The sequence below is a fragment of the Scopulibacillus cellulosilyticus genome (assembly GCF_042665295.1).
Taxonomy (GTDB): domain Bacteria; phylum Bacillota; class Bacilli; order Bacillales; family Sporolactobacillaceae; genus Scopulibacillus_A; species Scopulibacillus_A cellulosilyticus.
In genome coordinates, this window is record NZ_JBHTCO010000042.1 from 14223 (window position 1) to 37821 (window position 23599).

General features: G+C 35.3%; 15 protein-coding genes and 2 riboswitches. Of the genes, 2 read left to right on the forward strand and 13 right to left on the reverse strand.

Annotated elements, in window-relative coordinates:
- Positions 1-82: 82 nt before the first annotated feature.
- From ACFQRG_RS19150 to ACFQRG_RS19160, 3 genes are all read right to left on the reverse strand, one after another.
- Positions 83-355, reverse strand: coding sequence for a hypothetical protein (locus ACFQRG_RS19150; protein WP_380969130.1), 273 nt, complete (start codon positions 353-355; stop codon positions 83-85).
- 300 nt (positions 356-655) lie between these two features.
- Positions 656-1336: a helix-turn-helix domain-containing protein gene (locus ACFQRG_RS19155; RefSeq protein WP_380969132.1), complete on the reverse strand. Its 681-nt coding sequence runs from the start codon at positions 1334-1336 to the stop codon at positions 656-658.
- A gap of 205 nt (positions 1337-1541) precedes the next feature.
- On the reverse strand, positions 1542-4883 hold the full coding sequence (locus tag ACFQRG_RS19160) for an Ig-like domain-containing protein (protein ID WP_380969133.1): 3342 nt from the start codon (positions 4881-4883) through the stop codon (positions 1542-1544).
- Positions 4884-5184: 301 nt separating this feature from the next.
- Between ACFQRG_RS19160 and ACFQRG_RS19165 the strand changes: the two genes are divergently transcribed.
- On the forward strand, positions 5185-5583 hold the full coding sequence (locus tag ACFQRG_RS19165; RefSeq protein ID WP_380969135.1) for a (deoxy)nucleoside triphosphate pyrophosphohydrolase: 399 nt from the start codon (positions 5185-5187) through the stop codon (positions 5581-5583).
- Positions 5584-5602: 19 nt separating this feature from the next.
- Here the strand turns inward: ACFQRG_RS19165 and ACFQRG_RS19170 are convergent, their stop codons facing one another.
- The 10 genes from ACFQRG_RS19170 to ACFQRG_RS19215 form a co-directional block, all read right to left on the reverse strand.
- The gene (locus tag ACFQRG_RS19170) at positions 5603-8416 is read right to left on the reverse strand and encodes a DEAD/DEAH box helicase (protein WP_380969137.1); all 2814 of its coding nucleotides are present in this window, start codon (positions 8414-8416) and stop codon (positions 5603-5605) included.
- 243 nt (positions 8417-8659) lie between these two features.
- Positions 8660-9808 carry a hypothetical protein gene (locus tag ACFQRG_RS19175; protein ID WP_380969139.1) on the reverse strand — a complete coding sequence of 383 codons (1149 nt, stop codon included), beginning with the start codon at positions 9806-9808 and terminating at the stop codon, positions 8660-8662.
- A 29-nt stretch (positions 9809-9837) separates the two neighbouring features.
- On the reverse strand, positions 9838-10458 hold the full coding sequence (locus tag ACFQRG_RS19180) for a PDDEXK-like family protein (protein ID WP_380969140.1): 621 nt from the start codon (positions 10456-10458) through the stop codon (positions 9838-9840).
- 249 nt (positions 10459-10707) lie between these two features.
- Positions 10708-11586: a 5'-methylthioadenosine/S-adenosylhomocysteine nucleosidase gene (locus tag ACFQRG_RS19185; protein ID WP_380969142.1), complete on the reverse strand. Its 879-nt coding sequence runs from the start codon at positions 11584-11586 to the stop codon at positions 10708-10710.
- A gap of 207 nt (positions 11587-11793) precedes the next feature.
- Positions 11794-11897: riboswitch (purine riboswitch) on the reverse strand.
- Positions 11898-12520: 623 nt separating this feature from the next.
- Positions 12521-14008 (reverse strand): UxaA family hydrolase, encoded by a 1488-nt coding sequence (locus ACFQRG_RS19190; protein WP_380969144.1) that lies wholly within the window; start codon positions 14006-14008, stop codon positions 12521-12523.
- Between the two features lie 3 nt (positions 14009-14011).
- Entirely contained in the window at positions 14012-15493 is a 1482-nt protein-coding gene (locus ACFQRG_RS19195; protein WP_380969146.1) for a tagaturonate reductase, read from the reverse strand.
- A gap of 87 nt (positions 15494-15580) precedes the next feature.
- A complete protein-coding gene (locus ACFQRG_RS19200; protein WP_380969148.1) occupies positions 15581-16579 on the reverse strand; it encodes a LacI family DNA-binding transcriptional regulator in 999 nt (332 codons plus the stop codon).
- A gap of 244 nt (positions 16580-16823) precedes the next feature.
- Entirely contained in the window at positions 16824-18239 is a 1416-nt protein-coding gene (locus ACFQRG_RS19205) for a glycoside-pentoside-hexuronide (GPH):cation symporter (protein WP_380969150.1), read from the reverse strand.
- 273 nt (positions 18240-18512) lie between these two features.
- A complete protein-coding gene (gene uxaC, locus ACFQRG_RS19210) occupies positions 18513-19919 on the reverse strand; it encodes a glucuronate isomerase (protein WP_380969152.1) in 1407 nt (468 codons plus the stop codon).
- A gap of 452 nt (positions 19920-20371) precedes the next feature.
- Complete coding sequence (locus ACFQRG_RS19215) at positions 20372-21901, reverse strand: malate:quinone oxidoreductase (protein ID WP_380969154.1); 1530 nt, start codon at positions 21899-21901, stop codon at positions 20372-20374.
- A 584-nt stretch (positions 21902-22485) separates the two neighbouring features.
- Positions 22486-22587, forward strand: a riboswitch (purine riboswitch).
- A 154-nt stretch (positions 22588-22741) separates the two neighbouring features.
- Here ACFQRG_RS19215 and ACFQRG_RS19220 point away from each other — a divergent pair.
- On the forward strand, positions 22742-23599 hold the full coding sequence (locus tag ACFQRG_RS19220) for a DUF3100 domain-containing protein (protein ID WP_380969156.1): 858 nt from the start codon (positions 22742-22744) through the stop codon (positions 23597-23599).

Consider the following 23599-nt stretch of genomic DNA (forward strand, 5'->3'; position numbering starts at 1 on the left):
AATTTATATTTTTCAAGTATTTTTATCTTTTTCGTAGGAGGATTTGTAAATAAAGGAGGCAATTTGTATATTTTCAACTAATCTATAAGTTTAAAAAATTATAGAAATCCTTTGGATGGATCCGTTCAATTTTACCGATTTTTAAAGGAAAACGTCTACTATTCGTTGTTACTATCCAATCACATTCCTCTTTAATCGCTGTTACCCATACATGAAAATCATCCTGATCAAATTGATGAAGCGGTTCATTCATTTCCTGGGATGATGCAATCTGGCTCGCAATTTCACAACTGCACCCGCTTAATTCAACTAATACATCACCTATTGGGCGATTCTCTCTAATGATCGTTTCCACACTATATCTTCCCACAATACTATTGACTGGTTATTCCATGTAATACTCAAATATTGGATTGATAAATTCATCCAAAAATAACTCAATTTCAGATTGGTCATACTTTATCATCTTATCCCCTTTACCAAGTCCATTTGAAGTATTTCGAACAAATTCAAATAGGCAGACCTTCGAAATGACTGGCCATAAAAATAAGGAAGCCGAGCAGCTTTTAAAATTTTTCGGTTTATCCCGTTACTTCGAATGGCCCCGCACAACACAGTAGTATCTAAAAAGATTTTAGGGGGAGAATTGTCATGATTAAAGGTCAAACTCATCAACATCCCCCGCTTTACTATTTTTTCTATCTATATTATCAAGAATTTTTTCTGCTCTCCTATCTTGTTCTCTGGAAGTAATAAAATTAGTATCAGGAATACGCCAATGTCCTCCAGGCGTTTGATAGGCATCTTCAAATTTACCTTGTTCACACATCCGACGAATAGTTTGATCTGATAAACCCAATTTTTTGGCAGCTTCTTTTGGTGTATAAAAATCACGCGTTTCTTCTTCGACAAAGACATCAGTGGCTGAAATAGACTTTCTAGCCAAATCCGAATTTAATGAATATCTTCTTCTTGGCTTTCCTTTTATTAAGATCGAGGCAAGTAATTTTTTTCGTATAAGTTGTGAGTTTTTAGGTGTTATTTGACTTAATAAGTCAATATAATCAATCAAGTATTCGTACGACTTTTCTATTCCCTTTTCATCGTAGGCTATCAACATTTCCCTATCAACTTCTTGCAATTTTTTTAACATTAATTCGTTTGGCATAGCGAATGTGAGAGTCGAAATTATAGGTGTATATACCCCGACATATCGAAAAGATTTCTCAATTGTTGCTTTCAGGACTTCTGCAGCTGCTTTTTCATCATCAACTTTTGCCAATTTTTTAATCGCTTCCCACATTTGATCTTGACTATAAATGATAACATTATTCACTTAAACCCCTCCTTTCTTTCTATATTTTACCGTCTAAAATCAACATATTCAACAAAATCAAAAAATTTAACAAAAGATAAACCTAAAATTCAAAAATTGAGTTACAATTCAACAATATAAAAATACCCTTGATTTTTCTTTTAAAATGTACCATCCTCCTAAGCAAAATTCAGCCTCCCCCAATCTTTTGGGGAAGGCTATTTGGCTACTGTACCTTTATATATTTATACTTACCTTTATTTCCGGCCTTATCTTTAGCATAAAGCTTTAAAGTTGTTCCCTTTTTCTGTTTTTGTATTTTAATGCTGTAATTTCCTTTTGAATTAGCAGTGGCTTTTCCGAGATATTTGCTACCGTTATATAGGTATACAGTCGAACCTTTTTCCGCTTTTCCGGTAACAACAGTCGATTTAGATGTCACTTTGTTAACAGTTGGTTGGGTAGGCGGTGTTTTATCAATGACCTTAAATGTTGCTCCTTGGCTCTGGTTTCCACCTTTATCTGTGGCATAAGCAGTTAATGTTGTTCCTGCTTTTTGATTATGTTTTATTTTGACTTGGAAGTTCCCTTTACTATTGGCGGTTGCGTATCCTAGTACCGTTTTACCGTATTTGATGGTCACTTTTGATTCAGGCTCTGCTTTTCCGGATATCGTTGTCTGATTATCGCCAAAAGTTGAGACTGTTGGCTTCGCCGGTGGTGTTTTATCCATCACTTTGATGGTTACCGTTGCACTTTTATTATGTGCTGCATCTTCGGCATAGATAGATAATGTTGTACCAGCCTTTTGCTTAGTTATTTTGATTTTAAAAGCGCCTTTACTATCGGTATTGCCACTTCCAATAGTCATTGAACCGTTTTTTACAGTTACCTTGCTGCCTGTTTCAGCCGAGCCCGTCACATAAGTCGAAGCATCACTTACTTCATCGACTTTCGGCTTCGCTGGCGGTGTTTTATCGCTTACTGTAACCGTCGCTTCTTCACTCTTATTTCCTGAATCATCTTCTGAGTAGATTGTTAATTTCGTTCCTGCTTTTTGCTTATTTATTGTAATATTAAACTTGCCGTTTGCTTCAGCTTTAGCGCTCCCTAAAACTGTTGTACTTCTTTTTACCGTTACCTTTGCTTCCGCTTCAGTCGTTCCAGTTACGCTTGTTGAAGCATCACTTACCTCATTTACTTTTGGCTTTTCCGGAGGCGTTTTGTCGCTTAATGTAACAATTGTTTCTTCACTTTTGTTTCCTGAATCGTCTTCAGCGTAAACTGTTAATTTTGTGCCCGCTTTTTGTTTAGCTATTGGAATACTAAAGGCCCCGCCTTCAGTTGCTTTACCGCTGCCTAGAACCGTTGATCCATTTTTCACTGTTACTTTTGCTCCTGATTCAGTTGTTCCGCTTACCTTTGTTGAAGCGTCGCTTATCTCATTCACTTTTGGCTTTTCCGGAGGTGTCTTGTCGCTTACTGTAACAATTGTTTCTTCACTTTTATTTCCATACGCATCCTCAGCGTAGACGTGTAGTTCACTGCCTGCTTTTTGCTTTGGAATGGTTACGCGAAAATCACCCTGATCATCTGCATTAACATGACCCAATTCATTGCTTTTTGATGTTACAGTGACTTTTACTTTTGAATCAGCCTTCCCAGTTACACTTGTATCATTATCTCCAACAGGATTCACACTCGGCTTAGTCAGCTTCTTCTGATCCCCGCCTTTTTTCAGAAATGTATAAGTGACATCTTCACCCTTATCGGCCGGGATACTAAAGTCATCCGGGGAACTTATTCTTTTAACAATGGCACCACCGCCCCTTAACGACAGCGAACTTCCATTATAAATTCTTTCTTTAATAGAATCGAAGCCAGACTCACCTTGGAATCCGTACAATCCGGAATTCTCCTTTAAAAGTAATGCAGCCCTGTAATCCGTCATGAATTTTCCAAAGGTAAGATTAGGATCGATATACTTTTTAACCATGTCCTCAACAGCCTCATAATCTGTGTGAGGATCATCAATTAATTCTTTGAAAATATGATTCCCTTGACCTGATTGAACTTTTAGATATTGCATAAACAAATAGGACAAGGAATAGTTTGCTAAAGTATCACCGTAGTTATCCCAATATAAAAGGGAATGCCCGTTGGCAATATCCGTATCATAATTATAATAATCAATTCGATCTTGAAGTGCCTTGCCTAGGTAAATTTGTTCAGCGGCCATGGACAGCCCCTCGTTCATCCATGTATCCATATCATTAAAATTCCCTTGCACAAATACCTTCTGGTTAAAATTAATCATATGTTGAAATTCATGGGCCAGCGTTGAATAAGCCTCAGAAACATCCTTTGAATCACCCATTCCCATGAGCGGATAAGTATCAATATAAAAAATCTCTGACTCATTTGAATGTTCCATGTTGAAAAGATCTCTTGGATCAAAATAGCCTGCGATATACCCCCCGCTGCCGCTAAAACCATCTTGTATATCGTAACAAAGAATATTGACCTTGCCATTACCGTCGACATCCGACTCATTGCCAAAATTGTCTACATCGGAGTTATAAATTCTATCCTCAAATTCTTTTCCTAATTGTGCGGCTTGCTCAGAAGTAATCTGATTATCATTCACCCAAACGTTTGAGTGTGCGCCGCTGTACAACAGGGTCGCACTCAAAGGATAATAATCATCGGTCTCAAGATTATCCACCCAAAATGATTTACTATCGCCAATCTCATCTTTTGATTTAATTGATTTGGAATTTTTCTTAATCAATTTATCCTTGTATTTTTTAACATCAAACGGTATGACAGTATCCATTCTATAGGCATCTTTGTCAATTTTTTTATTAAAGGTATACTTATCATTATTTATCTTAAATGAACCTAAATTTTCGCTTTGATAGCCATCTGTCGACTCATTACTTACAAGTGCATAATTGTTGGAATCAGAAGGTCCTTGGCTGCCTTTGTAGAATGGGTTGGCGACTTTGAAATAGGTGACATCTGAGTAGTATTTATCAGTTAAGTTGGCTAAAGTGCCAATTCTCATATAAATAAAAGGATCATTAGAATATAATGATTTGCTAAAACCCGTAGATAAGCTAGCAATACCTCCGTTTATATCCCCTACATAAAAATCTGAACTTCCTAAATACACCATTTCCCCATTGTTATTTGTAAAAAACTCAATATTAAGGTAAGGGTCTTTATTATAGTCATAACTTCTGTAACCAATTTCAACTTCCATTAAAGATGCTGAATAGGCGGTTATAGAGTTATATGTAAGATAGTGATGGCCGCCCTTTTTATCCGTTAACGTTCTAATAGACTGACCAGGATTTACTAAAGGATAGTCGTTTGGATTATGATAATCGTGATTTTTATTCTTGTCTTTAAGAGGTGATGTTTTTTGATTTAGATGAACCTTTATTCTTGGTTTTTTAGAGGATTCTGTTTTGCCTTTATCATTGGCAAAAGCTCCAGTAGGTAAAGTAGAAAGCAGCAACAATAAGGTTAGAAACAAATAAATTCCTTTCTTTTTAACCCGCAATCCAGCAGCCCCCTTTTTTAAGTTTTAATCGTTACGATATAGCTAGCTTATTTTTATTTAAACTCCTTCTTTCACATCGCTTTACGGTCCGTATTCTTATTTTTTCAATTAAAACTTTGGACGCGTGATATAATACCTAGATTTTATTTTAAAAATGTAAGGGTAAAAATCCTGCTTGAATTTGTCAGGTGTAAATCATTTTTTAGTTGGCCATAATTAAAAGTTACATCCATATAGAAATTACTTAAATTTTTAAGAAATGATATTATTATTTATGAGGTTATGTAAAAGGAGGATAAAATTGAAGAAACAAGTAAAAGTTGTCGCGGCCATTGTCGAAAATGAACAAGATGAAATTTTATGCGCGTTAAGATCTCCCGAAATGTCTATTCCAAATATGTGGGAGTTTCCAGGTGGAAAAGTTGAAGAGAATGAAGATATTTACTCCGCATTAAAAAGGGAAATTAATGAAGAGTTGGACTGTGAAATTGAGACATCAAATAAAGTTTTTAACGCCAATACCCATGAATACGAAACGTTTATTATAAATTTAATTTCAATTAAATGTAAGATTGTAGAAGGAAAACCCAAACTAACTGAACATTCTAAACTAATTTGGCTTAAAAAAGAGAATCTAACTTCCCTGAAATGGGCCCCTGCAGACATTCCCGCAGTCGAGCAGTTAATAAATGAAAGTTAGTCTTCTCAAAATGAGAAGACTACACTTTTTTTGTAAATTCTATATATAGATTTGGAGGTACTTCGTTCTCCAATTCTATTCGTACTGTGATCGGCTTTTCACCTTCATAGTGAATAGAATTTCCCTTACCGATATAAATGAAGGGCTGTGTTTTCCGATCAATTTCACGATACTTTCTAATAAACAGATGGAGATTGATTCCGCGCTGTTTATTAAAAATAATATTCTTACCTCTCTCAGACTTTTGAGTAGTGTTGTTCACAGACTGCCATTGGAATTCCTGCGAATTAATAAATTTATCTTTGTATTTAATACTTTCCTTTATATTTTTTTCCTTATGTAAATCAATAAATAGAAAATATTCATTTCCATTTGCAAGAAGTCCAGAGCCTCTAAAAGAACTATGGATTTTTCGATAATTTGATAGGAGTGCTGCATCGATCATTTGATATTGTTCATAAAGTTTAAAGTGTGGAACTCCATAATAATCACTTTTAAATTCCATTTCATACCTAATAATTCCATAGTTTATAATGTCTTCAATATATTTTTTATAATCATTATTTTCCAATAGGCCTTTAAAAGTTTGTGATTTATCCAATTTACCATCATTATATTGGAATAATTTTGGTTTGCCTTTTTTCTGTACATTATCATAATAGTTTTGATTTAAGCATTCGAATGCGTGAAATATACTATCATCATCTACATCTTTTACCACTTTTAGGACTTCCTGTCTTGCAGTTTCAATTGTAATATCTTCATTTCCTATTAAATAGCGAATAATCACAAATTCATAGATTCGTTTAAGTGGAAGCTTACTTGAAAGTTCTTTTATAGCCTCTTCAAAGATATTATTTAGTAAGAGTTTGTTTAAACTTTCTTCCTTCTCTACTTTCGCTACAAACCTTAGGTATGACTTTTCTCGATCAATAAATTTTATAGGGTCTGGCGCACCATCGTATTTTAGATAATCCATTAAATAATAAGGAATTCGCCCCTGATTGAGCTTTTTAAATTCGTAGTATTCGTCCTTTAAATACTTCATAGAATTAAAGTTTTCATTTTCAATCTGAGCCAAAATTCTTTCTTGGGATATTTTATCCATTTGAATATGGGTGCAACCTGGTATATTTGCAAATCCAGTTGCTATTGCTACTTTCAAACTTTCTTTGTCATAGTAACGACTTCCATTCAAAGCTAGTGCAATAAGGAACGCTTTATTATGGTTCCCTATAAAATCTAGAACTGTTAAAAAAGTTTTTCCCGCATGCTTTCTTAGTCCCCTACCAAGTTGTTGAATAAAAACAATCGGAGAGTTGGTTGGCCTTAACATTATAACAGTATTTATTGATGGAATATCCATTCCCTCATTAAAAATATCAACCGTAAAAATAAATTCTAAATCATCATAATCGCTTTCTAATCTTTTTATATAACGTTCACGAATTACCGGCAAATCGTTGCCATGTAAACAAACACTTTTATAGCCCCTTTTATTAAATTCATTAGCCATGTATTGGGCGTGATCAACACTTGCGCAAAAACCAAGTACTTTCCTTTTGTTACCGTCATGACCATAGAAATTTATTTTTTCAATAATAAAATCTACGCGTTCATTAATCTTTAATCTCTTTGTAACTTCAGCAATATCATCAATATTTACATCACTGAGATCAATACCTTCGATATCCGTTATTCCAAAGTAATGAAAAGGAATAACCAATTCATCTTCTAAAGCCTCATGTAATCGTACTTCTAGCGCTACATTATTATCAAAAAGATCAAAGACATTATTCCCATCACTTCGCTCCGGAGTTGCCGTCATTCCTAAAGTAAATTTAGGCTCAAAATAATTTAAGACACTTTGATATGTTTGACTAGTTGCATGATGGGCTTCATCAATGATTAAGTAATCAAATTCATTCTTTTTAAACTCATGAAGGCATTTGGAAATAGTTTGAATGGTAGCAAATATGTAATCAACGTTGCGTTGCTTATGATTACCAGTTAAAAATCCAAAAGTAACACCTTCATTCGGAAGAAGCATTTCAAAAGTTTCTTTTGCCTTTTTCAAAATCTCTTCCCTATGTACAATAAAAAGGAGCTTTTTCGGATGTGAGTTTTTTACATCAAATGCTGACATATAAGTTTTCCCTGTACCTGTAGCCGCAATAACAAGTGCCTTTTTCTCACCAAAACCCCTAAGCCTTTCTAAATTCTCTATTGCCCGCTTTTGCATTTTGTTTGGAACAATATATTTTTTATTTTCATAAATTATTTGATGCGGATTTCCTATTTTCCCTAAACTCTCCAAAAAGCTTTCGTATCTTTTAATAAAATCTAAATTTACATCCTCACTTATATTCCAAAGATAATCATATTCTTTTAAAACATCTTGAATAAACTGATTATCCTCTTTTGTAACTATCTTAACATTCCACTCAATATTACTTTTCAAGGCACTTTGAGTGATATTAGATGAACCAATAATTATCTTGTAGCTATCAATATACTCAAATATATATGCTTTGGTATGAAAACCAATCTCTTTTTCAGTCACAAATACCTTTAAATTGACATTCCTAAACTCCCCAATTTTCTCTAGTGATTTTACATCTGTAAAATTAAGATAAGTGGAAGTAATAATCTTTCCCTTAACTCCCTTTTTCTCAGCTTCTTTTAATGGATCGAGAAGAAGCTGCAGCCCACTAAAATTTATAAAAGCAACACTAAAATAAAACCGCTGACATTCATTCATCGATTTTATTAGTTCTATTAATAAATTTTCCATCTCTGAATTAACAATTAGCTTCTTTTCAACTGGTTTCATGGATTAACCTACCTATATATATATTGATTACAATTAAGAATTTTAGCAATTTAGGCTATTGTTAAAGGATTAAAGGCATATCTTTATACATAGAAACGAATACATAAGGCTATATCTTTAGCAAAAAAAGGAGTACCTCCCCAAATGCTGAAATAGTAAGTTGCGACACAAAACTACAGTGATTTTGAGGAACACTCCCTATATCTATTATACGATAAGGTAGCCTGTTTGACCTGCAAGAATTTACTCCAATTTGCTAACCGTTTCATCATAAATCATTTGAAGTTTTTCTAAAATTATTTGCAGCTCCCTGTTTTCATATAAAGCATCAAGAACATTCAATATTTCCGATTCCGTTAGACCCTTAATTGAAATTGTTTCAGAGTAAATACGGTTAAACTTTGCTTCCAGTGCCAATCCTTTTTTACTAAATTTAATGCCCTTTTCTTTAACCTTTTCCATCAACAGAACGCGTTTATCAGCTTTAATCGGGCCGATTTCCAGCGTAAAGTACAGTGAATCTTGGTTGAAATTCATCCAAAATAGAAATGGGCCATTATCCCACCACCATTTTTCTCTTGTTTCTCCTAATTTCTCTTTGAACGCATCAAACAATGGAATTTTAAATGATAGATTTCGTGATGATACACGATAATGACTTTCAGGAATTTTTTTAGATTCCATCCATTTTATAAATGCGTTTTGGACTTGTATTTTCGCTTCATGTAAAGGAGAATCTTCCATAGGTTTATTAACGTCTTCCGCTACTGGATTTTCATTATTTAAAATTGCTGCAACCTGTTTCCGTAACAAAGTAAACTCCGGGCTATTATATAAATCTGCCATTGCCTGCGTAAGTTCATCCATATCATCCCACTTATTTACATCAATCTTTTGTGAGAAAAATCGTGTATAACGCGCCTTTTCTAACTTTGAATTCCCTCTTAACGCCAAACCGATTTTTTCTAATTGTTCTATCAGCCAAAGGCGTCCATCATATTCCAATGGCCCCACTTCAGCTATAAGACGTAAACGACTATCATTTGCTTTTTCAAACCAAACAATTAGTCCTCTCCCCAACCAATAATTTGGCTCTCGTAATTGAATATGGCTAATGGGTTGCCACTCAGGTGGAAGTAAATTCGGGACAGTTGGATGTGCATGGTAAAGAACTTCTTCTTCAAACTGTTGATCCATAAATTGTTCAAAGCTATATGACAGGATATTTTGCCCATGTTTAAAAATATAATTGATTGTATTTTTATACTTCATCATGAATTCAAATTGATAACCTGATTCAAATTGCAATGGATTATAAAGCATAGACGTTTTTTCGAATAATGTATCTATTGTCTGCTTATGATTACGATATATATCTATAGCTAGCAACATTTGATCTTGGTTTGGGTAAAATTTTTCTTTTATACCTGGTTGTAATCTTCAATAAACTTGTAAACGCTATCGCTTAGTTGATCCCGATTTAACATAAGAACTGTATGTAAAATGGATTGGATTTGCCCATAAGTAAGGATAAAGTATTGATAATTAGAAGGCTCTTCCCCATCAAGTGTTAAATAAATCGGTATTATTGTAAAATCCTTATATGTCTCTTGGATAAAGTTTAAATAATCATCCAATTGATTTTCCGATTCTGTGGAATAAAATTTATTTTCAATAAGAAAGATAGATTTCAACTTTTGGTTCACGATAAGTAAATCGATAAATCGGTTCCTTTCTGTTTTAACTTCACGATATACATAACTATCCATTAATGAATGATTGAGAATTTCGCCTACTATTTGATATTGGAGATTATTGCTGTTTTCATCCATTAATACGAGATGTTCAATCATTTTACGTAAAAAATAGTCACGCAGACCATGATTTTCTTTCGGATTGAACAACCACGCTAAAATATTTGAATGACGGATTTCATGGTTTTCTAATTTTAAGATTTTTAGTGTATTGAACGAACTCACTTGCTGATTGAGCTGTTGAAAGGTTGCATCATTTTCTAACTCAAATAAATCCTGAATTTCCATCTGGGTTCACTCCTGTTGCTAATAGCAATTTACAATTATCATTATATCAGCAAATTATATAACATAATTCTTTAGCATTGTTGGACCTTCTAAAGACCTCATTTAATCAGACTGGTTCGCCGTAACTTTGGATTGGATCAATCTAAGAAGAAAGAATGAAAAAAAGATGACCTTGGAATAATACCTAGGTCATCAAATAGTATCCTTAGTTGATACTTTCTATAATTATCTAAACTTAGTTTTGCATTATTATTTTTTCACATCAGAAATATATTTCTCTACAACATCATATACATAATCCTGGCATGGCACTGCCGTATTGGGATTATATTTACCGCCATTCGTTTTATTATTGGATAGTACTCTAATATCTAGGAACGGTATATTATAGGCATTGGCCATTTGTGCTTCTGCAAATCCTTCCATTTCTTCTGCAGTTGTCCCATACTTATCATGGAACCATTTAATTCTGTCAATTTCATTATCCCAAATGTCTCCAGAACCTATTGTTCCTTCAACAACGTTCCCCTTAGTATATTTATCTTTGACACTATTAGCCGCTGAAAGTAAACCCTTGTCTCCTTCGTAGTAACGGATATTTTCAGATTTGGAACTTGAACCGCTACCTTCAGAGGCCATTAAATCCATAGGTTTCCATTGCTTTGGATCTATTCCCTGGTTTTTACCCTTATCTTCTGTTTTAAATGACCCAATGTTTACCGTTCTTTTTCCTAAAACAATATCAGATACATGTAACTTTGGGTCATGTCCGCCTGCTGTTCCTTGATTGATGATTGCTTTAGGGTGATATTTTTCAATAGCCACCGCTGTAGCGGCTGCTGCATTTTCCATCCCCTTGCCTGTTTTAGCAATGACCACAGGATAATTGTCTATCGTTCCTTTGTAAAATACAAATGTTCCTGACTTTTCTTCTTTAACATTTTTCAACTTTTTAGAGAAATCTTTTACCTCTATTGGCATTGCCCCTTCAATTAAAATAGGTTTTTTAGTTTTTTCTTTAGTAACCGTTTTTGATTGTGAAGACGAACCGCATCCAGATAATATCGATAATAAAAGTATGGTGATAAGTGCTAAATAGCTATATATTTTTAGCTTTTTGTTTTTCATGGATGACCCCTCCTTTGCTGTTGAAAAGCCCTTTTTTGGACTCATAACTAAATCCCCTAGCCACCTTGTTACTCGCTGTTTTGGAAAATAAAAAAGGCCTAGAAAATGTAGAAAACTTCTACTTTCTAGACCAATAAGTTAAAGTATAGGTAATTCAGCGGCAAAAGGGAAACCCCATGCCAAATATAACGTGATCGGCTTTTAAAAATGCCTTATACTTTAACTCGTAGTCTAGTTCTTTCCATGGGAACCAGGTAGAGACGCTCAGACCATATTACCGAGCATATACGAGTAATCTTATTTAATGTTGTTACTTTGTATAATATAGCAAACTTGTTTTAAACAATCAATAAAAAGGTGAACATTACATCAAAAAAATAAGGTTAACGTTCGTCTTTTACAAGAATAAAAAATATTCTCTTACTCTCAATCTGTACCTGAAAGCACCCTATTTACTTAAATTCCTTCCTCTTTTTTTGAAGCCGAACCTGTTACTGTTTTTAGATATGACTTAAATTAGTTTACTATGCTGAATAAGTATGATTTCTTTAAAACTCATGAAGTTGATTTTATGATAGCTTCATTTTGCAATGAGCCCTGCCCGCTGTGACGAGAACAACAGATATTAATGGATCTCCTATTGAATATGGATAGACTCAATAGTTTAGTTTGTTAATAGCTTATTTTTTATCACCAGCTGTCGGTTCTAAAAACTCTACTTGGCAATTAAGTTGAAAAAGGTGCAAGACTAAGAATACAAAAAATTCTTATCTGACACCTTTTCTATTAGAACAAATTCTTTTGGATACCCTTGAAAAATACCAGTGTTTTTTTCTTCTGACCATAAGGAAAGTAATTTAATCTCTATTGGCTTGCTCCCTCTAATAAATAACAGCTGTTAGATTTCATAACTATCTTACTAAACATAGTGATATTATAAAGTTACGCCTGTTTTAAAGATCGCAATCTCTCTAAAGCCATTTTTTTCGTTATTTACAAGCTCGCCACTTGCTACTTTAATGATGTAGTCGATAAAATCCCGCAATACTGCATCAGATGACTCCTCAAGCAATACCCCGGCATTAAAATCAATCCAATGCGGCTTCGTTTCAAAAAGCGGAGTATTGGTTGAAACCTTCATGGTTGGCACAAAGGTACCAAAAGGTGTTCCCCGGCCTGTTGTAAAGAGAACTATTTGACAACCTGCTGATGCCAATGCAGATGCTGCGACAAGATCATTTCCCGGAGCACTCAAGAGATTCAAACCTCTTTTCTTCAATCTTTCGCCATATTTAAGAACGTCCGTAACTGTTGATGTTCCTGCCTTTTGCGTACAACCCAGGGATTTATCCTCTAATGTTGTAATGCCGCCTGCCTTGTTCCCTGGGGAAGGATTCTCATAGATAGGCTGGTTATTAGCTATAAAATACTGTTTAAAGTCATTAATTAATTCAACTGTTTTTGAAAAAACATCTTCATCTTCGGCCCTTTCCATAAGAATAGTTTCAGCCCCAAACATTTCAGGTACCTCTGTTAAAACGCTTGTTCCTCCTTGGGCTGCAAGGAAATCAGAAAGTCTTCCAAGCAATGGATTTGCCGTAATACCTGACAGGCCATCAGATCCACCGCACTTTAAACCAATCTTTAATTCGGATAATGGTACCTCTTCACGCTTATCATTTTTAGCATTTTCATAGATTTCCTTTAATAACTTAACGCCTTCCTCAATTTCATTTGAAACCTCTTGGGAAACGAGGAACTTCACTCTTTCTCCATCAAATTCCCCAAGTCCCTCTTTAAATTCATACAAATCATTATTCTCACAACCTAATCCTAGAACCAGCACCCCGCCAGCATTTGGATGGTGAACCGCATCCTGCAGGATACTTTTTGTATTGGCATGGTCATCCCCAAGTTGAGAGCATCCATAGTTATGCCTTAACACAAGAATATTTTCAAATGGACTGATATTACCTATTTCTTTTTCAAAACACTTAATAATGGTTTCAGCCACTCCATTCACACAACCAACTGTTGGAACAATCCATAGCTCATTGCGAATTCCAACATTTCCGTTCTTTCGTTTAAACCCATTAAATGTTAAATGTTCATTGTGAAACGGATTATTAGTTGGCTTCTTTTTATACTGATAGTTTTGAATTCCGTCCAGATTTGTTTTTGTATTATGAGTATGAACATGTTCTCCTGAATATATATCAGTTGTTGCATGACCGATCGGATAACCGTATTTCACGACATGATCATTTTTATGAATATCTTTGATTGCCACCTTGTGACCCCGCTTCACATCATCCATTAATTCAATCTCATTCTCATTTACTAAAATGGACTGGCCTTTTGCTAAATCTTTTAAAGCGACTGCAACATTATCATTTTCATTTATACGGATTATTTCTAGCATGCCTCATTCGCCTCCTTGATTTTTCGCTTTTACTTGTAAGACAGTTTCGAGTGCTTCGGTCATGCCTTTTGTTTCAATTTCATAAAGATACATAGTGACTTTATCCGTTAATCCGGGTACGCTATTTAAATCGATTTCCCAAATCCTTTCATATCCTAATACAGCTGTAACGATCTCTCTTGCACTCTCTACTGTTCCATCAAATGCACGCCAATGTCTGCTAAGCAATTCGATTATCTCCCGATTATCCTCGATTTTAATTTCCTCCGCCCCTCTTTTTCCTTTATAGAAGCAAATAAGAGCAGCTAATGAGAATACGAGTTTTCTAGGCAATTCCTTTTTTAGGTTAAAATACGCCAATAAAGAAGGTAAATCTCTTGTTTTATATTTAGAGAACGAATTTAGTGAAATACTTAAAAGGAGATGCTTGATAAATGGATTCCCAAATCGTTCAAGAACAGCATTGGCAAAATTGGTGAGTTCATCGGCCGGCAGATCCAATGTTGGGATAATTTCTTCAAAAATCATTTCTTTGATATAACGCCCCATAACCGGATGTTTAACTGCTTCAGCTACCGTATTTAAACCATATAAATAAGCAACTGGAGTCATTGCTGTATGGGTGCCATTTAAAATTCTTACTTTTCTTGTCCGATATGGAGTCAAATCATCTACAAATAAGGTATTTAACCCAGATATATGGGCTGGGAACTCTTCTCTAATCCATTGCGGCCCTTCAATTACCCATAAATGGAACTGTTCCCCGACTACAACCATATCATCTTGGTAACCAAGCTCATTTGTGATTTCTTCAATGGTATCTCTTGGGTAACCCGGAACAATCCGGTCAACAAGACTGCTGCAAAATGTATTAGCATCATGAACCCAACGGATGAACCCTTCACCAAGGTTCCAAAGAGAAGCATATTGAAGAATGATTTCCTTTAATTTTTCACCGCTGCGGTCAATTAATTCACAAGGAATAATAATAAACCCTTTATCCTTGTTACCGTTAAAGGCTTTATATCGATAGTATAAAAATGCTGTTAGTTTTCCGGGGAAGCTTTTTTGAGGACGATCATCCAACCGGTCTGTCTCGTCATATGCAATTCCCGCTTCTGTTGTATTTGAAAAAATAAAGCGAAGTTCATCATTATGCGCCAGTTGTTCAAACTCCTCATATTGGGTAAAGAGATTTATTCCTCTGCTTATTGAATGGATCAACATATGCTCCTTAACAGCTTTTCCTTCTTTCATCCCCTGTAAATAAAGTGTATATAGGCCATTTTGTTCATTTAGCTTTTCAATTTTCTTACTGCCGCGCGGTTGAACAACAACAATACTGCCGTTAAAATCAGCTGTTTTATTCATAACTTCTATTTGCCAATCTACAAATGCCCTTAAGAAATTGCCTTCACCAAACTGCAATACCTTTTCTGGATGTTTCTCGTAGTTTTCCACAATACTCTTGCTTAATTTCTTCACAATTCCCTTCCTCCTATTTATGCACACGTTAACATTTTATTAATAAGGTTTTCCCGTTTATAAGTAAAACTACTCATAAACGGGGATCTACTTTCGGGATGTTACTGACTTTCTAATAATTAATTCTGTTTCAACAAAGACTTTTTTGTCTTTATTTACTTGAGTTTCAACCATTTCAAGAATAGTTTGTGCACCAAGTTGGCTTATTTTTTCAATGGGTCTCTTAACTGTGGTAAGGGATGGATTTGTATATTGCGCTGACGTAATATCATCAAAGCCAATCACCGAAATATCATTAGGCACACTTAATCCTTTTGCAAATACGGTATTAAGAGCACCTATTGCCATATCATCATTAGAACAAAACACAGCTGTTGGCGGATTTTTTAAGGATAACAGTTTTTCCATAGCATTGTGACCGCTTTGCATATCATAATTCCCGCTAGCAATATATTCTTTTTGCACTGGTATATTATGGTCTATCAAAGCCTTTAAATAGCCTTCCCGCCGCTCTATTGTTGATTTAAACCCTTTAATCCCTTCTATAATGGCAATTTTCCTGTGTCCATTCTTAATAAGATGCTTGACTGCATGATAGGATCCTTCACGGTCATTGGACAAAATATTCATTACGGATTGGTCATTGAGCTCTCTATTCAGGACAACAATCGGGATTTTTTGGTTAATGACATGGTAGATAAATGAATTATCCACTTCACTTTGACTCATCAAAATAATACCATCAAATCTTTTATTATTAATAGATGAATAGTTCTGATAATCATCTATCCCTCGTACAAATAAATTGTAATCTTCATTGATGACACTGTTTACACCTTTTACCGTATCGGTAAAAAAGCTAGGTGACGTTCCGTTTGTTATACTTGTAAAAAACAATCCAATTGTATATGATTTCTTCATAACAAGGCTTTTAGCATTAAAGTTCGGCGTATAGTTAAGCTGAGAGGCTATTTCTAATATTTTTCTCTTTGTCCCTGGTTTTATAAGCGGGCTGTCATTTAATGCCCGGGACACCGTTGTATGTGATACATTTGCAAGTTTGGCTATATCTTTAATTGTGACCACTATTCTTCACCTTTTTCCCAACAACCTATTAAAACACTAGAAAGCACTCTCTTTATTATACATTTTTTTGACCTCTCAACCCTAAAAATCTAATGAATTTCTTAAATCATTTCTTTTATTCCAATCTGTACAATAAACCGTTAAAGAACATTTCTATACGAATAAGACTATACATCTTATCGTCCAATTTTGAACACATCTAATTAGCAGGGGACTAAACCCCCTGTAATTCCCCAATCGAATTCTAGTGGAAAGTCCCTTTTTCCCAACGGCCGTGGTCCAAATCATTAGCAATATTCTTAAATTTTTCATCAGGCAAGTTATATAGCAGACCAATAATAATTGCTGCCAGCAGTAAGGCAACCGCTGGATAAAGTGTCATTGTTCCTTTAATTCCAAGCAGCGTTCCTGCGGATTGATGAGCATTCGCAACATATCCAGTTGCTGCTAGAACACCAGCTGAAACAAGAGCAGCGATTGACTGTGCTATTTTCCGTGAGAAGTTGAACGCGGCATAGGTAATTCCTTCTTTACGGACACCTGTGTGCCAATGACCAAAATCAATAGAATCCGAAACAAAAGCCCATGTGATACCATTTGGAATTGCTAAAGCGACATAGCCGATTGTTACCAAAATGATAAATGAATAAATATTTGTTGGGATCACAAAATTTAAACCATCTGCAACGACACCAATAAGCAAACCAGCCATTGCTGTTCTTTTTTTACCATATCGACGTACCAATATTGGAATCAAAGTAATCCCTGCTACCGAACAGCCCATCTGAATAAAGTTAATAATTGGCTGCAAACCAAGGCTGCCAAGATTATATTTGCAAAAGTAAATCATCATTGCGTTATTCGTATTCATTGCTGAAATCGTAAACAAAGTCATAAAAATTACGCTCCACAATGGACGGTTAGTAAAAACAACACGAAAATAGTCTTTCATGGTTTGACGTTCTTTGCCCCGGGAGGCTTCAGCGTTAATATGTTCCTTGGTATTTTTATAGCATATAAAGAAACCGCAAACGCCAATGAAGGCCATAATTGCTGCAGTAACTGGATAGCCTATTTTCGTGCTAGGAAAAAGCATCAAAACCGGTACAAAGGCAACACCTGTAATCAGCTGAGCACCAATAGATCCTGCCTGCCTTGTCGATGCCATAAATGACCGTTCATTGACATCCCGGGTCATAACGGAAGCTAAAGAACCATAAGGAACATTTGTAAAAGAGTATAAAACACCCCATGTCATATAAGTAGCACATGCCCAAACTATTTTCCCTGTCATTGAAAAGTTTGGCATAGTAAATGTAATTACCGTCATAATTGCCAATAAAATAGACGAAACCATCATTACAGGGCGAAATTTACCGCGTTTACCCGGGTTCCTTGAATCAATAATTGATCCTGCCAAAGGATCCATAAAGGCATCAAATATTTTGGTTAGTGAAAAAATTGTTGCCACCGCTCCGGCACCAATGCCTGCAACGTCAGTAAAAAAATTGGTTAAATAGGCTTGACCTAAATCAAACATAAATCCATTGCCAAAGTCCCCAAATCCGTAACTTATCTTCTCTTTTTTTGGGATATCTTTTGTTCTATGATCCAAATCGGTATTTTCTTTAACCGGTTTATGTAAAACATTTTCTGCCATAATTACACCACCTTTATATAGTACGTCCTAAAATTTCAATAATTTAAGTCAGGCAAAGTCAAATATGAATCCGTTTTCAAAACTAAAGTCCATTAGGTACCTTCTTATAAACTTTTTTTCGTTAGCTATTGTAATTAAGTCATTTTTTCAGGCAAATCAATCGGTATAACTTGATAAAATATTTTTTTGGTAGAGTTTCTTCGAAAAGTATGGATTATTACTCATGCCGCTTCAAACGTAATTAAACCGGCATGAGCATTTGAGACTCCTTTTTTATAATTCAAAACCAAAATATTCTTTTGCGTTATCAAACGATATACCTTGAACAATTTTCCCCAAAAACTCAACATCGTTCGGAACTTCTCCATTTTCAACCCATTCTCCAATAACCGAACACACTAATCTTCTAAAATATTCATGTCTTGTATAAGAAAGAAAACTCCGTGAATCTGTCAACATCCCTATAAATCTGCTGAAAAGGCCAACATTTGATAGCGCCTTCATTTGTTCAATCATTCCGTCTTTATTATCATTAAACCACCATGCCGTTCCAAATTGAATTTTCCCCGGAATGCCGCCCCCTTGGAAATTACCGATCATTGTAGCAATAACATGATTATCGTTAGGATTAAGAGAATAGATAATTGTTTTCGGAAGTTTATTTTCCTTTTCTAATTGATTTAACAAACTGGCTAATGGCTTCGCAATTTCTTCATCATTCATTGAATCAAATCCTGTATCTGGACCTAATACATCGAACATACGTGAATTATTGTTTCTGAGTGCGTTGATATGAAATTGCATGCCCCAGCCTAATTCTGAATACAATTGACCTAAAAACTTTAATGTAAAGGTTTTATATTTTTTTTCACCTTCAGCTGAGACTTTTCCACCTTGTAATGCTTCATTGAAAAACTTTGCAGCCTCTTCTTTAGTGGATTCACCATACATCATTTTGTCAATTGCATGGTCGGAAACCCTTCCTCCTACAAAATGAAAAAATCTCACTCTTGACTCAAGCGCTGTCAAAAAGTCATCATATGATTCTATTTTTATTTCCGACACGTCTTCTAATTTTCTAACCCATTGAACGAATCCATCACGGTTAATCTCTAAACCTTTATCAGGTCTAAAGCTTGGCAAAACCTTAACATCAAAATCAGATTCCTCTTTTAATTTCAAGTGATACTCTAAACTGTCTGTAGGGTCATCTGTTGTACAAACAACTTTCACATTGGATTTTTTGATGAAGTCCCGAGCTCCAAAGCCGTCACTGTTTAATAAAGCATTCACTTTTTCCCAAATTTCAGGTGCACTATTTTCATTTAGTAAATCGTAAACTCCAAAAAACCTTTGCAATTCTAAATGTGTCCAATTAAATACTGGATTCCCTATTGTCATTGGAACTGTCTTTGCCCAGGCCATAAACTTGTCATAATCACTAGCACTACCTGTAATGAATTCTTCATCGACGCCATTACTTCTCATCAAGCGCCATTTATAATGGTCACCGTATAACCAAATTTCTGTGATATTTTTAAACGTCTTATTTTCATAAATTTCTTTGGGACTTAAATGGCAATGATAATCAATTATTGGCATTTCCTTTGCATAATCATGATATAATTTGACCGCTGTCTCATTTTTCAAGAGAAATTTTTCATCCATAAAGTTACGCATATGTCCACCATCTTCCTAATAGTTTCGCTTAATGAAAACCCTTCCAAAAATACACAAAAGGTTTAACGTTAACAAAATAAAGGGCAATATAGATGTATATCTATATTTCATTTTGTATCGGTTAAATGTTAACGTTAACATTTTTCTTGATAATATTTTAACCCAAAAGAAAATGCCTTTCAATTACTTTTTAAAAAATAAAGATATCTTTATACTACTGGAAACACCGATAGTAATATTTCTGTTACAGATTTGATCTGATTTCTCCAACTATTTCCGGCCTATTAAAGTGCTTTTCTAAAAACTATCCTTGGATTTTTCTTGTAAATCGCTCTTTAAACTTTCCCGCTTCATCAGGTGTTCAAAGAATCTTAAAGATTTTACACTCAAAATAAAAACCCCATGTAAACATGGGGTTAAACAAATAAATAATCAATTATAAAAGATAGCAATTAAAAATTCGCCGTTACTTTTGATTCTCTTTGTTCTGTTTGTGGGCTGTTTTCACCTAGACGAAGCGCATTCGATGTTGAGATACTAAGTTCGTTAAAAAGTTCCGGGTTTTCTACCAGTTTCAATCCATAAGAAGGAATCATTTCTTTAATTTTCGGTTCCCACTCTTTTAGATGTTGCGGGAAGCATTTTTTGATTACTTCAAGCATGACGTGAACGGCAGTAGAAGCACCCGGAGAAGCGCCGAGCAATGCAGCGATCGAGCCGTCAGCGGCACTGACAACTTCGGTACCAAATTGCAGTGTTCCTTTACCGCCATCTTCAGTATCTTTAATTACTTGTACACGTTGGCCCGCTACCACGATATCCCAATCTTCGCTTTTAGCATTCGGAATAAATTCCCGCAACTCTTCAATACGTTGTTCTTTCGATAACATAAGTTGTTGGATCAGGTATTTTGTTAACGGAATGTTTTTTGCACCTGCCGCTAACAAAGTTAAGATATTATTCATTTTTACAGAACGTATTAGATCCATATTTGAACCAGTTTTTAAGAATTTTGGCGAGAAGCCGGCAAACGGTCCAAAAAGTAATGACTTTTTGTTGTCTATATATCTTGTATCAAGATGCGGCACAGACATTGGAGGTGCACCAACTTTTGCTTTGCCGTATACTTTAGCATGATGCTGCTCTGTAACCTCCGGATTGTTGCATACAAGGAATAGTCCGCTTACCGGGAATCCTCCAATATGTTTACTTTCAGGAATACCAGTTTTTTGAAGTAAATGGAGACTTCCGCCGCCGCCGCCGATAAAGATGAATTTTGCAGTATGACGCTCAACGTTGCCGCTTGCGTTACGCACTTTTAATTCCCACGTGCCGTCACTAGTACGTTTAATATCGTCAACCTTATGTTTGAATTTTATATCAACGTTTTTACTCTTTAAGTGGTCAAATAATATGCGTGTTAAAGCACCAAAATTGACATCAGTTCCTGAGTCTATTTTTGTTGCCGCAATAGGTTCATTCGATGCGCGTCCTTCCATAATTAGCGGAATCCATTCCTTCAATTTTTCCGGATCATCGGAATATTCCATTCCTTGGAACAGAGGATTGTCAGAAAGCGCTTTAAACCTTTTTTTCAAGAATTCAACATTTTTTTCCCCTTGTACTAAACTCATATGGGGCAATGGCATGATGAAGTCTTGCGGATTGCTTATTTGATTGCCGTTAACAAGATAAGACCAGAACTGCTTTGAAACCTGAAACTGTTCATTAATATTGATAGCTTTACTAATATCTATGGATCCGTCTGGTTTTTCGACGGTGTAGTTAAGCTCGCACAGTGCAGAATGCCCTGTTCCAGCATTATTCCATTCGTTGGAGCTTTCCTCTCCTGCGTTTTCGAGTTTCTCAAACACTGTAATTTTCCAGTCCGGTACTAATTCTTTCAAGAGTGTCCCCAAAGTTGCACTCATGATTCCGGCGCCAATTAAGATAACGTCTGTTTTAGATTGTCTGTTACTCATTTTTACCGTCCCTTATACCCTAAAATTTGCAGAAAGGGTGCAGGCGCTCCGGCTTTGGCATAACAGCAAGTCAGGGCGCGATTAGTCACACACCTTTTCTGGATCATTATTACCTAACTATAGTGTATCACTATTATTAATAGATTGAAATATTTACAATGACTTAATATTTGTTAAGCTATTTAAAAGTTGGTAAGTTTAGTAGTGACATACTGGAAGGAGAGGACGTTACAAAAGCCTTAACACGGATGCTTATAAGGACCAAAATTTTTATAAAAACTGATGATTGAATTAAATATGAAAGGCAATTTTTCCTGTGTATATCCTGAATTTTGTCATCCATAATAACGGAAGGAAATTACTTTTCATACAGCTTATGAAGGACATTTTGCTTGATATTTTTGAAAAAATGTTCTTCAGGGCCCGCATTATCATTCCGCCATTTTCCCGCTTAAACATGTACCTTCCCTTCCCCACTTACTGCTCCCTTATATTTCGCAAATAGGAATAATTAAACTTTGACACTCTGATGAAAATAATGTACATTACCAAATATACGAACGATTTTACTTTATAAAAATTTAATATACGTATTTTTAATTCTTCGTATAAATTTGGAGATATGGTCCAAAAGTTTCTACCAAACTACCGTAAATAGTTTGACTATGGAGAATAACAAAAAACGGAATGCAATAACTCGGAATTACCCGGGCCTTTTTATGCTATCCTTCGTTTTATGTTTTTTCTGTATGTCAAACTCTAGTGAAATCTAGAGTTTTTTTTATTTTTTATCGCTTTTTATACGAATGAATTGCGAAATTAACGAGGGAGGCAAAGGGAATGAAACAAGCAGAGGAAAGCAAATCCATTTGGGGGCATTTAAAAGAGAATTACCGGTTATATTTATCTGCTATCATCATTGTCATACTTGCGGAACTGATTGGAATGAAAAAAATCCACTTGGGATCAGCTTTAATTATTATTTATCCAATGTTATTTGCGATCGTAATCAGTATCTTGCTTGGACCCGGTATTCTTGGATTTTTTAAGAAAAAGGAAGCAAAAAGAGCTTCTTCTCTTGTTCTTGTAACAATTGCCCCTTTTATGGCGAAAGCAGGGGTGCTTGCTGGAGCAAATCTTCCAAAATTAGTTGATGTGGGACCCGCTCTAGCTTTTCAAGAGTTAGGGCACGTAGGAACCATCCTTTTAGCCTTGCCAATAGCCTTATTGCTCGGCATCAAAAGGGAAGCTATAGGTGCAACAAGTTCAACCTGCAGAGATAAAGATTACGGATTAATTTGCCACCTATACGGAGCCGAATCACCCGAAGCCAGGGGAGCGCTCTCTATTTATATTATCGGTTTTATTATTGGAACGACTTATATCGGATTTTTGGCAAGTATAGTTGCCTCTACGCATCTTTTTCATCCTTTGGCGCTTGCCATGGCTTGCGGCATTGGCAGCGGCGTGATGATGGCAGCAGCATCCAGCACTTTGGCAGCCATTTATCCTCATTATGCTGACCAAATCGTCATGCTGGCCGGCGCAAGTGATATGCTGTCCGCCGTCATTGGGATCTATTTTACTTTATTTATTTCACTTCCTCTGACAAAGAAACTCTATTATTGGCTGGAGCCGGTCATCGGCCTTGTTCATAAAACGGGAATCCAACAAATAAGCAACAGGAAGGAAGGTTGA

Excerpts from the sequence above, each read along its gene's own strand:
- ACFQRG_RS19170 (WP_380969137.1), bottom strand. The coding sequence starts at position 8,416 with ATGAAACCAGTTGAAAAGAAGCTAATTGTTAATTCAGAGATGGAAAAT.
- ACFQRG_RS19175 (WP_380969139.1), bottom strand. The coding sequence starts at position 9,808 with ATGTTGCTAGCTATAGATATATATCGTAATCATAAGCAGACAATAGAT.
- ACFQRG_RS19180 (WP_380969140.1), bottom strand. The coding sequence starts at position 10,458 with ATGGAAATTCAGGATTTATTTGAGTTAGAAAATGATGCAACCTTTCAA.
- ACFQRG_RS19185 (WP_380969142.1), bottom strand. The coding sequence starts at position 11,586 with ATGAAAAACAAAAAGCTAAAAATATATAGCTATTTAGCACTTATCACC.
- ACFQRG_RS19190 (WP_380969144.1), bottom strand. The coding sequence starts at position 14,008 with ATGCTAGAAATAATCCGTATAAATGAAAATGATAATGTTGCAGTCGCT.
- ACFQRG_RS19205 (WP_380969150.1), bottom strand. The coding sequence starts at position 18,239 with ATGGCAGAAAATGTTTTACATAAACCGGTTAAAGAAAATACCGATTTG.
- uxaC (WP_380969152.1), bottom strand. The coding sequence starts at position 19,919 with ATGCGTAACTTTATGGATGAAAAATTTCTCTTGAAAAATGAGACAGCG.
- ACFQRG_RS19215 (WP_380969154.1), bottom strand. The coding sequence starts at position 21,901 with ATGAGTAACAGACAATCTAAAACAGACGTTATCTTAATTGGCGCCGGA.
- ACFQRG_RS19220 (WP_380969156.1), top strand. The coding sequence starts at position 22,742 with ATGAAACAAGCAGAGGAAAGCAAATCCATTTGGGGGCATTTAAAAGAG.